The organism is Streptomyces sp. NPDC007162 (assembly GCF_040634175.1).
In the GTDB taxonomy this organism is placed as follows: Bacteria; Actinomycetota; Actinomycetes; order Streptomycetales; family Streptomycetaceae; genus Streptomyces.
This window is the reverse complement of sequence record NZ_JBEYFC010000286.1, coordinates 1-11318: the sequence shown is the minus strand read 5'-3', so window position 1 is coordinate 11318 and position 11318 is coordinate 1. Positions and strand designations below refer to the sequence as shown.

General features: G+C 72.8%; 11 protein-coding genes. 3 read left to right on the top strand and 8 right to left on the bottom strand.

Annotation, left to right across the window (positions count from 1 at the left end; genetic code table 11):
• Window positions 1–344: FAD-dependent oxidoreductase (locus ABZ646_RS28410; RefSeq protein WP_360524712.1), on the bottom strand; the 344-nt coding region annotated here is incomplete at its 3' end.
• Window positions 345–504: 160 nt separating this feature from the next.
• A complete protein-coding gene (locus tag ABZ646_RS28405; RefSeq protein WP_360524709.1) occupies window positions 505–1398 on the bottom strand; it encodes a TIGR01777 family oxidoreductase in 894 nt (297 codons plus the stop codon).
• Window positions 1399–1471: 73 nt separating this feature from the next.
• On the opposite strand from ABZ646_RS28405, the gene ABZ646_RS28400 reads away from it, so the two are divergent.
• The gene (locus ABZ646_RS28400; protein WP_360524706.1) at window positions 1472–1960 is read left to right on the top strand and encodes a GNAT family N-acetyltransferase; all 489 of its coding nucleotides are present in this window, start codon (window positions 1472–1474) and stop codon (window positions 1958–1960) included.
• Window positions 1961–1963: 3 nt separating this feature from the next.
• On the opposite strand, the gene ABZ646_RS28395 is transcribed toward ABZ646_RS28400, so the two are convergent.
• On the bottom strand, window positions 1964–3148 hold the full coding sequence (locus tag ABZ646_RS28395; protein WP_360524703.1) for a MarP family serine protease: 1185 nt from the start codon (window positions 3146–3148) through the stop codon (window positions 1964–1966).
• 190 nt (window positions 3149–3338) lie between these two features.
• On the opposite strand from ABZ646_RS28395, the gene ABZ646_RS28390 reads away from it, so the two are divergent.
• Both ABZ646_RS28390 and ABZ646_RS28385 read left to right on the top strand, forming a co-directional pair.
• On the top strand, window positions 3339–4190 hold the full coding sequence (locus ABZ646_RS28390) for a peptidoglycan recognition protein (protein ID WP_360524700.1): 852 nt from the start codon (window positions 3339–3341) through the stop codon (window positions 4188–4190).
• 72 nt (window positions 4191–4262) lie between these two features.
• Window positions 4263–4511 carry a hypothetical protein gene (locus tag ABZ646_RS28385; protein ID WP_360524697.1) on the top strand — a complete coding sequence of 83 codons (249 nt, stop codon included), beginning with the start codon at window positions 4263–4265 and terminating at the stop codon, window positions 4509–4511.
• Window positions 4512–4514: 3 nt separating this feature from the next.
• Here the strand turns inward: ABZ646_RS28385 and ABZ646_RS28380 are convergent, their stop codons facing one another.
• The 5 genes from ABZ646_RS28380 to sucB all read right to left on the bottom strand — a co-directional run.
• Window positions 4515–5033: a DUF4240 domain-containing protein gene (locus ABZ646_RS28380; protein WP_360524715.1), complete on the bottom strand. Its 519-nt coding sequence runs from the start codon at window positions 5031–5033 to the stop codon at window positions 4515–4517.
• A 56-nt stretch (window positions 5034–5089) separates the two neighbouring features.
• On the bottom strand, window positions 5090–6079 hold the full coding sequence (locus ABZ646_RS28375) for a WYL domain-containing protein (protein ID WP_360524694.1): 990 nt from the start codon (window positions 6077–6079) through the stop codon (window positions 5090–5092).
• A gap of 345 nt (window positions 6080–6424) precedes the next feature.
• Entirely contained in the window at window positions 6425–9127 is a 2703-nt protein-coding gene (gene aceE / locus ABZ646_RS28370) for a pyruvate dehydrogenase (acetyl-transferring), homodimeric type (protein ID WP_360524691.1), read from the bottom strand.
• 293 nt (window positions 9128–9420) lie between these two features.
• Window positions 9421–10044 carry a GntR family transcriptional regulator gene (locus ABZ646_RS28365; protein ID WP_360524688.1) on the bottom strand — a complete coding sequence of 208 codons (624 nt, stop codon included), beginning with the start codon at window positions 10042–10044 and terminating at the stop codon, window positions 9421–9423.
• Between the two features lie 158 nt (window positions 10045–10202).
• Window positions 10203–11318 (bottom strand): 2-oxoglutarate dehydrogenase, E2 component, dihydrolipoamide succinyltransferase (gene sucB / locus ABZ646_RS28360; RefSeq protein WP_360524685.1); only part of this gene is annotated, 1116 nt, incomplete at its 5' end.

Here is an 11318-nt window from a genome sequence, read left to right as displayed (position 1 = left end):
ACCGCGTGCAGTGCGCCCCTCGCGCTGCCCCCGCCCGCCGGAGCGCCCGCCCGGTGCCTGCGCCCGTCGCGATGCAGCAGCACGCCGGGCGCGAACCGGCGCAGAACCAGGGTGTCCAGTCCCGGGGTGAGTCGTAGTTCCGGGTAGGACGTGGACATGAGCTGGCCGATCCGGTCGAGCCGGAAGCCGTCGACCTTCTCGGTCGACATCCGCCCGCCGACGTAAGGGGCGGCCTCCAGGACCGCGGTCGTCACTCCTGCGCTGTTCAGCCGATGAGCCGCGGAGAGTCCGGCGACACCGGCTCCCACGACGACGACGTCCGCCTGGTACGCGGGCTCATGCACGAGGCCCCTCCTCGATTGCGCGTCCGGTGGAGACGTGATGCCCCCAACCCGCTCCGGGGATACCCGAGTTCGGGTCGAGGTTAGGGTGCTGACCGGTCAAGGACAGTCGCGCATGAACAGGGCACGGTCGCACGGCGGTCGCATACGGTCACAGGGGTCGTCACGCCGCGCGGATCGCGTCCTCGATGTCCGGGAACGCGAACGTGAACCCCGACTCCAGCAGCCGCTTCGGCACCACCCGTTGGCTTCCGAGCACGTCCCCGGCCAGCTCACCGAGGGCGGCCCGCAGGGCCGCCGCGGGCACCGGGAAGAGGGCCGGGCGGTTCAGCACCCGGGCCATCGCCGCGGTGATCTCACGGTTCGTCAGGGGGTGGGGCGCGGTGAGGTTGAACGGGCCGGAAAGACCCTCGGTCTCCATCAGGAAGCGGATCGCGGCCACCTCGTCGTGCAACGCGATGTACGACCAGTATTGGCGCCCGTCGCCCAGCCGGCCACCCAGGCCCGCCTTGAACAGCGGGAACAGCCGCCCCCACGCCCCGCCGCCACGCGCCACCACCAGGCCGGTACGGGTGAACACCGTCCGCACCCCCGCGTGCCGCGCCGGGTCCGCCGCCGCCTCCCACTCCACGCACAGCGACGGCAGGAAACCGTCCCCGGGCGGAGCGTCCTCGGTCACGGCCCGGTCACCGGTGTCGCCGTAGATGCCCACCGCGCTGCCGCTGACGAACACCCGCGGCGGCTCCGCCAGCTCGGCCACCGCACGGGCGAGCGCCGCCGTGCCGAGCACCCGGCTGTCCCGGATCTCCCGCTTGTAGGCGGCCGTCCAGCGCCGGTCGCCGATCCCGGCCCCGGCGAGGTTCACCACCGCGGCACAACCGGCCAGCCCGGCCGTGTCCACGTACTGCCCGCCGGGGTCCCAGCAGACCTCGTCGGGCCCGTGCGCGGCCCGCCGCACGAGCCGGACCACCTCGTGCCCGTCCGCCCGCAGGGACCGCACCAGGGCGCTGCCGATGAGACCGGACGCACCGGCCACCGCGATACGAGAGCGTTCCATGGCACCCAGCATGCCTGGACGGGGACCGGAAAACGCGTGGGGGGACCCGTGCCGGAGCTCTTAGGGTGACCGCATGCCAGAGCCGCACATACGCACCGCCCTGCCCGACGACGACGAGGAGCTCTCCGCCCTCGACCGTGAGACCTGGTCGCACCGGCACGCCGTACTGCCCCGGCCGGAGCCGCCGTACGAGCCCTTCTTCAGCGAGCGGCACGCCCCCGAGGACACCCTGGTCGCCGAACTCGACCGGCGGATCGTCGGCTACATCCGCCTCGGCCTCGCCTACCGGCTCGCCGCCAACGCGCACGTCCGGCAGATCCAGGGCCTCGCGGTCGCCGAGGACGCCCGCGGGCAGGGCGTCGCCCGGGCGCTGCTGCGGGCCGCCATGGACGAGGCCCGCCGCCGCGGTGCCCGCCGGATCAGGCTCGGCGTCCTCGGGCACAACGCCCCGGCACGCCGGCTCTACGCCTCGGAGGGCTTCGCCGTCGAGGGCGTGCTGCCGGGGGAGTTCCTCCTGGACGGCGAGTACGTCGACGACGTGATCATGGGCCGGTCGCTGTGACGGTCAGGGCGTGATCAGCTCGCCGGTGTCCACCGCCGAGGTGGCCCGTGCCCCGCGCGCGGCGTCCGCGGTCACCTCGTCGGCCGTCAGCACGTACCCCGTCTCGCTGTCCGACGTGGAACGGGCGAACACCACGCCGTACACCCTGCCGCCGGTGGTCAGCAGCGGGCCGCCGGAGTTGCCGGGGCGGACCGTGGAGCGGATCGAGTAGATCTCCCGGGTCACCGTGGCGTCGTTGTAGATGTTCTGCCCGGTGGCCTGCACCTTGTTCGCCACCGTGGCCGCCTGGAGATTCAGGTCGCCGTCCTGCGGATAGCCGGCGACCACCGCCGAGTTCCCGCGCGACGCCGAGGTGTCGAACCTCAGCACCGGCGCCCGCAGCTGCGGCACGTACAGCACCGCCACGTCCCGGTCCGGGTCGAAGAGCACGACCTGCGCGTCGTACGACGCCCCGACCCCGCCGATCCGCACGCTCGGGTTGTCGATGCCGGCCACCACGTGCGCGTTGGTCATCACGTGCTCCGGCGCGAACACGAAGCCGCTGCCCTCGCGGCCCTGGGTGCCGGAGGAACCCTCGATCTTGACCGTGCTGCGCTTCGCCGCGTTCGTGGCCGCCGCCGTCACGTTGTCGCCGGAGGGCTTGGCGACCTGGGCCGTCGACTCGTTCTCGAACGGGTTGAAGACCTGCGGGAAACCCGCCTCGGTGAGCGCCGAGGTGGCCCGCGAGAACCAGGCGGGCGTGGTGTCCGGCATGGTGTGCTGCACCGCGCCGAGCACCCGGGAGTCCCGGATCGCCGTCGTCACCGCGGGCGACGAGGACGCGCCCAGGACGCTCGCCGCCACCCAGGCCACGATCAGCACCGCCACCGAGTTGGCGACCGCCCCGCCCAGCCCGTCCGCCACCCGCAGCGGACCCTGGTCCAGCTCCCGGCGCAGCCGCAGCGCCAGCCGTCCCGCCAGCTCGTGCCCCGCCACCGCGGGCACCAGCACCGTGAGCACCGCGACCACCGTCGCCGTCGCCGTCCCGCGGGTGACCAGTTCCATCACCCACGGCAGCACCCACACGCCCACCACCGCGCCGCCCACGAACCCGGCCAGCGACACACAGCCGGCCACCAGTCCGCGCCGGTAGCCGGCCGCCGCGTACGCGAGGACCACCAGTACGAGCACCAGGTCGAGCAGGTCCACGGAGCCGCCTTTCTCTCGGTGCCCTTGAATACGCTCGGGACAGGTCCAGTGATCAGTTCACGCGCGCGGGAACCCCGGTAACCGGCCACGCACGCGTGTACCCCGTGAAACGCCCCGGACCGGGACGATGGTTCCACCAGGTGGCACAGCACACATCGCGGGCGGCTCCGAGCGCCCCGAGAGTGGGGCCATGCGTGTCTTCCCCCGAGCAGGGCGGCGCACCAGAGCCACCGCCCTGACGCTGCTCGGCTGCCTGCCGGGTCTCGCCGCCGCCCTCGCGCTGGTGCTGTGCACCCAGGGCGCCGACCGCCCCGTCGCGATGCACCTGGCCGCGCCCGCGCCCGCCAGCCCCGCCACCCACTACCGGGCGCCCAGGCCCCGCATCGTGCCGCGCGCGGTCTGGCTGGATGCCACCGTCCGCCGCACCCAGCCGCCACCGCGCTACGACGACCGGGTCGTCGCCGTCTTCGTGCACCACACCGACTCGCCCAACGGCTACTCCTGCGCCCAGGCACCCGAGATCATCCGCCGCCTCTACACCGGCCAGACCGGCGACCGCGACTGGGACGACATCGGCTACAACTTCCTCGTCGACCGCTGCGGCACCATCTACGAGGGCCGCGCCGGCGGCGTCGAACGGGCCGTCACCGGCGCCCACACCCAGGGCTTCAACCACCGCACCGCCGGCATCGCGGCGCTCGGCACCTTCACCGCCGGGGTGCCCGTGCCGCGCGCCATGACCGACGCGATCGCCGCACTCGCGGCCTGGAAACTGGGCCTGGCCGACGTCGACCCGCGCGCCGGGACCCGCCTGGTCTCCAGCAACGGACTCAGCCGCTACGAGGAGGGCACGGCCGTCACGCTGCCCGCCGTCGCCGGTCACCAGGACGGCTACCGCACCAACTGCCCCGGCGCCGCCCTCACCGCCCGCCTCCCCGAGATCAGGACGACCGCGGCCCGGCTCCAGGGCAGACTCCCGGCGGCCACGGGGACGCCGACGCCGACCTCGACGCCGACGCGGACGCCCACAGCAACGCCATAGGCGGCACGCAGGCTGCTCAGATCCGCGCGTCCTACCGTCGTGGACATCAGCAGCCGACTGGAGGTGGGGATCATGAACAGCAGTCGTACCGAAGCCCGTACGGAGCTCGCGGAGCAGCCGGAGAAGGGCGGGTGGGTCAGGTCGTCCCGGGGGCCCTGGGCCGTGGTCTGCGCGGTCGCGACGGTCGTCCTCGGCCCGGCCGCCGTCACCGCGTCCGCCCTCGACCAGGCCAACGCGGCACCCCTGCACCACGCGGTCAGGGCCGAGCAGACCCAGGCGTACATCCCGGCCGACGTGACCCGGCGCCGCGCCGCGGCCTGACACTCACTCCTTGAAGCGGTCCCACAGCCGCGGGAACCGCTCGGCGAGCGCCCGCTCGTTCTCCAGGTCGACCGGGGTGCCCTCCGGCTCGGAGGGCGCGGGGGCGATGCCCAGGTCCGGCGCCACCGTCCCGGTGAGCTGCTCGTACGCCTCGTCCGCCGCGTACCCCAGCTCCTCGCCGTCGCCGTCGACCTCCTCGTCGAAGTCGTCCAGCAACTCCGCCAGCGCGTCCGGGTCGTGCAGGGCGCCCTCGAAGACCTCCCGGCCCTGGGCGATCAGCCAGCACCGGAAGAAGTCGAACGCGTCGTCGCTGGCCCCGTCGAGCAGCACCCAGGCCGCTCCCCACAGGTCCCAGCGGTAGGCGCGGTTGTAGCGCGCCTCGAAGTGACGGGCGAAGTCCAGCACCAGGTCGGGCTCCAGCTGGAGCAGCCGTTCCACGAGCAGGTCCGCCTGGTCCTCCGGGTCGCCCTCGGCGGCCTCGCGGGTCGCGTCGACCAGCTCCCAGAACTCCGTCTCGTCCATCACGGGTCCAGCATCGTGCCTGGGCGCCGGGGGCGCACGCGGAGTGGTGCGGATTGTTATCCGGCGTCGCCCGGCCGCGCGTAGAGCCCCGCCAGCCGCGCCGCGTCCGCCGCGAACCGCGCCCGCAGCCGCTGCGGAGCGAGCACCTCCGCCTCGGGTCCGAGCGCGGTCAGCTGGCCGTGCGCGACCTCCTCGCTCTCCACCGGCAGCGTCACCGTCACCCACCCCCGCGCGTCGGGGGTGCCGGCTCCGGCGACCGCCTGCCGGGCGGTGGCCGGGTCGACGGCGTACGGCAGTCTCCGCACGCCGACGGCCGACAGCCGCACCACCACCTCGGCGTGCAGGATCGACCGCGCGAACTGCTCGGCCCGCTGCTCCCAGAACCCCGGCAGGTCGAACTCCTCGTCCCGCTCGAACCGCTCCTCACCGGCCTCGACCGAGGTGAACCGGTCGATCCGGTACACCCGGTAGGAGTCGGTGTCCGCGACCCGCGCGCACAGGTACCAGACCCCCGCCTTCAGCACCAGCCCGTACGGCTCCAGTTCCCGCCGCACCTCCGACTCCCCGCGCCGGTAGTGCGCCACCACCCGCCGGTCGTCCCACACCGCGTCGGCGACGACGGGCAGCAGCTCCGGGGTCTTCGGCTCGGCGAACCAGTTCGGCGCGTCCAGGTGGAACCGCTGCGCGACGGTACGGGACGTGTCCCGCAGGGAGGGCAGCAGCGCGGCGGACACCTTCAGCCGGGCGGCACTCGCCGCGTCCTCCAGACCCATCTCCCGCAGTGCGCCGGGCACGCCGCTCAGGAACAGCGCCTCGGCCTCGCTCCGGCCCAGCCCCGTCAGCCGGGTCCGGTACCCGCCGACCAGCCGGTACCCGCCCGCCCGTCCCCGGTCCGCGTACACCGGCACCCCCGCCTCGGACAGCGCCTGCGCGTCCCGCATCACGGTCCGCTCGGACACCTCCAGCTCGGCGGCCAGCTCGCCGGCCGTCATACCGGTCCGAGCCTGCAACAGAAGCACCATCTTGATGAGCCGAGCGGCACGCATGCGACACATGATGCCGGGAACACACCGGCACCGCGGGCCCACCGCAGCCGGAAACCGCCACCACGACCGAGCCCCCGCCGCGGCCGAGAGCCGACGGGCGTCCACCAGCCGCGACGGTGCTCGGCCGGGACGAACCCGTCCGGCGGTGCCGAACCCACCGCCGGGGCCGGTCCGGCACGGCCGAAGAGCGCCGTCGCGGCCGAGCGCCCGTCGCGGCGGAAAAGGGGGGCGGAAACGGGAAGCGGCGGACCGGAAGGTGGGGGCACCCTCTTGTCCGCCGCCATCGGCTCGGCCGGGACCGCGCAGGTCGGTGCTGCCGACCTGCGGATCGGTCCGTCGGCTTCGCTACAGCCCGTACTTCTCGCGCGCTTCCTTCACTGCCGTCGCCTTGACCTCGCCGCGCTTCGCCAGCTGGGCCAGGGCCGCGACGACGACCGACTCCGCGTCGACGCCGAAGTGGCGGCGGGCCGCGTCGCGGGTGTCGGAGAGACCGAAGCCGTCGGCACCGAGCGAGGACCAGTCCTGCTCGACCCACTGCGCGATCTGGTCCGGGACCTGGCGCATGTAGTCGGAGACCGCGAGGACCGGTCCGTCGGCGCCCTGGAGGGCCTGGCGGACGTACGGGACGCGCTCCTCACCGCGCAGCAGGGCCGCGTCCGCCTCCATCGCGTCGCGCCGCAGCTCCGTCCAGGAGGTCGCGGACCACACGTCGGCCGCCACACCCCACTCCTCGGCCAGCAGCCGCTGCGCCTTCAGCGCCCAGTGGATCGCCGTACCGGAACCGAGCAGCTGGAGGCGCGGCGCGTTGGCCGGCAGGGACAGCCCGGCCGACTCCGCCGTGTTGAAGCGGTACAGGCCCTTGACGATGCCCTCGTCGACACCCGGGCCGGCCGGCTTCGCGGGCTGCGGGAGCGGCTCGTTGTAGACGGTCAGGTAGTAGAAGACGTTCGGGTCCTCGCCGGCGGCGGGCTCGCCGTACATCCGGCGCAGACCGTCCTTGACGATCGTCGCGATCTCGTAGGCGAAGGCCGGGTCGTACGACAGTGCGGCCGGGTTGGTCGCGGCGATCACCGGGGAGTGGCCGTCGGCGTGCTGGAGACCCTCGCCCGTCAGGGTGGTACGGCCGGCGGTCGCGCCGACCAGGAAGCCGCGGCCGAGCTGGTCGCCGAGCTGCCACATCTGGTCGGCGGTGCGCTGCCAGCCGAACATCGAGTAGAAGATGTAGAAGGGGATCATCGCCTCGCCGTGCGTCGCGTACGCGGTGGACGCGGCGATGAAGTCGGCCATCGAACCGGCCTCGGTGATCCCCTCGTTGAGGATCTGGCCGTTCTTGGCCTCCTTGTAGTACATCAGCTGGTCACGGTCGACCGGCTCGTACGTCTGGCCCTTGGGGGAGTAGATCCCGAGGGACGGGAAGAGGCTCTCCATGCCGAAGGTGCGGGCCTCGTCGGGCACGATCGGCACCCAGCGCTTCCCGGTCTCCTTGTCCCGGACCAGGTCCTTGACGAGGCGGACGAAGGCCATCGTGGTCGCCACGTTCTGCGAGCCGGAGCCCTTGTCGAAGGAGGCGAAGGCCTTGTCCGCGGGGGCGGGCAGCGGGGCCAGGGTGTGCGTGCGGCGGGCCGGGGCCGGGCCGCCGAGCGCCGCGCGGCGCTCCTGGAGGTAGCGGACCTCGGGGGAGTCGGCGCCGGGGTGGCCGTAGGGCACGACCCCGTCGGCGAACGCGCTGTCCGGGATCGGCAGCTCCAGCAGCTCCCGCATCGTCTTGAACTCGTCCACCGTCAGCTTCTTCATCTGGTGGTTGGCGTTCTTCGACGCGAAGCCCTCGCCGAGGGTGTGGCCCTTGACCGTCTGGGCCAGGATCACGGTCGGCGCGCCCTTGAACTCGACGGCGGCCTTGTACGCGGCGTACACCTTGCGCGCCTCGTGGCCACCGCGGGAGAGGTGGAAGCACTCCAGGATCTTGTCGTCGCTCAGCAGCTTCGCCATCTCGGCGAGCGCGGGGTCCTTGCCGAAGAAGTCGGCCCGGATGTAGGCGGCGTCGCGGGTCTGGTACGTCTGCACCTGCGCGTCCGGTACCTCGCGCAGGCGGCGGACGAGGGCCCCGGTGGTGTCCAGCTGGAACAGTTCGTCCCAGGCCGTGCCCCAGAGGGTCTTGACGACGTTCCAGCCCGCGCCGCGGAACTGGGCCTCCAGCTCCTGCACGATCTTGAAGTTGGCGCGCACCGGGCCGTCGAGTCGCTGCAGGTTGCAGTTGATGACGAAGGTGAGGTTGTCCAGGCCCTCGCGGGAGGCGAGTGCGAGTGCCGCCGTCGACTCGGGCTCGTCCATCTCGCCGTCGCCGAGGAACGCCCAGACGTGGGACGCCGAGACGTCCTTGATGCCGCGGGCGGTCAGGTAGCGGTTGAAGCGGGCCTGGTAGATCGCCGAGAGCGGGCCGAGGCCCATGCTCACGGTCGGGAACTCCCACAGCCAGGGCAGGCGGCGCGGGTGCGGGTACGACGGGAGGCCGTTGCCGCCGGCCTCCTGGCGGAAGTTGTCGAGGTGCGCCTCGGTCAGTCGGCCGTCGAGGAAGGCGCGGGCGTAGATGCCGGGGGAGGCGTGGCCCTGGATGTAGAGCTGGTCACCGCTGCCGTCCCCCTCCTTGCCCTTGAAGAAGTGGTTGAAGCCGGTCTCGTAGAGCCAGGCGGCCGAGGCGAAGGTGGCGATGTGGCCGCCGACGCCGTGCTTGCTGCCCCGGGTGACCATCGCGGCCGCGTTCCAGCGGTTCCACGCGGTGATCTTCCGCTCCATCTCCTCGTCACCGGGGACGGCCGTCTCGGCGGCGGTGGGGATGGTGTTGACGTAGTCCGTCTCCAGCAGCTTCGGCAGCGCGATGCCGTCCGCCTCGGCGCGTTCCAGCGTGCGGCGCATCAGGTATGCGGCGCGGTGCGGCCCGGCCTCCCTGGCCACGGCGTCCAGTGAGGCCTGCCATTCGGCGGTCTCCTCCGGATCCCGGTCGGGGAGCTGGTCGAGCGCGCTCGGCTGGATGGCCTGGGGGTCGGTCATGTCGCCGCCTTCCTCAGTCGAAGGGGGTTCCCTCATCGGTAAGGGTTCGGGTGCCCTTGGTCTTTGGCAGGACAGGGCAACGGACCCGGGTGCGGGTCCGTCGGCGACTCTAACTCCCTGATCGATGATCGATCAAAGGGTTGAGGGGCAAAACTTCTCGATTCCGAGAAAGTCGGCACGCGGTGCCTCGACCACTGGCACGCGGTGACGCCTCGAAGAGGGGATTTCCGCAGGTGGGGAGCTGTTTGAGCGGGGGTGTGCTCGTGTGTGGGGGAGGGGCGGGGAAGCCGGCTTCACGGCCTCGGTGCGCACCCCAGCACGTGAGCCTTCACGATGTCCGCGATGCGTGGGTCGCGGCGGCGGAACGCGGCGAGCAGTTCCTCGTGCTCCTCCGCGTACGACTGCTGGACCGTCCCCAGCCAGCGGATCGACAGGGCCGTGAAGACCTCGATGCCCAGGCCCTCCCAGGTGTGCAGCAGGACGGAGTTGCCGGCTGCCCGGACCAGCTCGCGGTGGAAGCCGACCGTGTGGCGCACCTGTCCGGTGCCGTCGGTGTTCCGGTCGGCCTCGTAGAGCGCCGCGACATGCGGTTCGAGGGCCGAGCAGTCCCCGGCCAGCCGCTCCGCCGCCAGCTCCGCCGCGATCGCCTCCAGACCGGCCCGCACCGGGTAGCTCTCCTCCAGGTCGGCCGCCGTCAGGTTCCGCACCCGCACGCCCTTGTTCGGCGCGGACTCGATGAGGCGCAGCGACTCCAGCTCGCGCAGCGCCTCCCTGACCGGCGTCTGGCTGACCTCCAGCTCGGTCGCGATCCGCCGCTCCACGATCCGCTCGCCCGGCTTCCAGCGCCCGCTGACGATTCCCTCCACGATGTGCTCGCGGATCTGTTCGCGCAGCGAGTGGACGACGGGCGCGGTCATGGAAACTCCTTAGGGCGTTTGACGTTTAGACAATACGGCCGGACAGCCTTCCGGGAGAGGCGCGCGGGGGCGCTTTCGCGCAGGTGAGACGAGACTTACACGACGGTGCCCCGCCCGGAGGAAGTCCGGGCGGGGCACCGTGGAGGGCCTGTGCAGGCTTACAGACCGAGCTCGACCTCGAACTCGCCGGCCTCCAGGATCGCCTTGACGGCCGTCAGGTAGCGGGCCGCGTCGGCACCGTCCACCAGGCGGTGGTCGTAGGACAGGGTCAGGTACGTCATGTCGCGGACGCCGATGACCGTGCCCTCCTCCGTCTCGATGACGGCCGGACGCTTGACCGTCGCGCCGATGCCGAGGATCGCGACCTGGTTCGGCGGCACGATGATCGTGTCGAACAGCGCGCCGCGCGAGCCGGTGTTGGAGATGGTGAAGGTCGCGCCGGACAGCTCGTCCGGGGTGATCTTGTTCGCGCGGACCTTGCCGGCCAGGTCGGCCGTGGCCTTGGCGATACCGGCGATGTTGAGGTCGCCCGCGTGCTTGATGACCGGGGTCATCAGGCCCTTCTCCGAGTCCACCGCGATACCGACGTTCTCGGTGTCGAAGTAGGTGATCGTGCCCTCTTCGACGTTGATCCGGGCGTTGATGGCCGGGTGCGCCTTCAGCGCCTGGGCCGCCGCCTTCACGAAGAACGGCATCGGGGAGAGCTTGACGCCCTCGCGCGCGGCGAAGGAGTCCTTGGCCTGGGCGCGCAGGCGCATCAGGCGGGTGACGTCGACCTCGACGACCGAGGACAGCTGCGCCTGCTCGTGCAGCGCCTTGACCATGTTGTCGCCGATGACCTTGCGGATGCGGGGCATCTTGACGGTCTGGCCGCGCAGCGGGGAGGCCTCCAGCGTCGGCGTCTTCTTCGCGGCGGCCGGAGCGGCAGCGGCAGCGGCGGGAGCCGGAGCCGCGGCGGCGGCCTTCGCGGCCTCGGCGGCGGCGATGACGTCCTGCTTGCGGATCCGGCCGCCGACACCGGTGCCCTTGACGGCGGCCAGGTCGACACCGTTCTCGGCGGCGAGCTTGCGCACCAGGGGGGTGACGTAGGCGCCCTCGTCGGTCGCCTGGGTGGCGGTCGGAGCGGTGGGCGCGGCGGCCGGGGTGACCGGGGACGGCGTGACCGGCGGAGCCGGAGCGGCCGGGGCGGCTGCGGCCGGGGCGGCTGCGGCCGGGGCGGGCGCCGGAGCGGCCGGAGCCGGGGCGGGAGCGGCCGGGGCGGGCGCCGGAGCGGC

Coding starts and splice junctions, on each gene's coding strand:
- ABZ646_RS28365 (WP_360524688.1), bottom strand. CDS start 10,044: ATGACCGCGCCCGTCGTCCACTCGCTGCGCGAACAGATCCGCGAGCAC.
- ABZ646_RS28390 (WP_360524700.1), top strand. CDS start 3,339: ATGCGTGTCTTCCCCCGAGCAGGGCGGCGCACCAGAGCCACCGCCCTG.
- ABZ646_RS28380 (WP_360524715.1), bottom strand. CDS start 5,033: ATGGACGAGACGGAGTTCTGGGAGCTGGTCGACGCGACCCGCGAGGCC.
- ABZ646_RS28385 (WP_360524697.1), top strand. CDS start 4,263: ATGAACAGCAGTCGTACCGAAGCCCGTACGGAGCTCGCGGAGCAGCCG.
- aceE (WP_360524691.1), bottom strand. CDS start 9,127: ATGACCGACCCCCAGGCCATCCAGCCGAGCGCGCTCGACCAGCTCCCC.
- ABZ646_RS28400 (WP_360524706.1), top strand. CDS start 1,472: ATGCCAGAGCCGCACATACGCACCGCCCTGCCCGACGACGACGAGGAG.
- ABZ646_RS28375 (WP_360524694.1), bottom strand. CDS start 6,079: ATGCGTGCCGCTCGGCTCATCAAGATGGTGCTTCTGTTGCAGGCTCGG.
- ABZ646_RS28405 (WP_360524709.1), bottom strand. CDS start 1,398: ATGGAACGCTCTCGTATCGCGGTGGCCGGTGCGTCCGGTCTCATCGGC.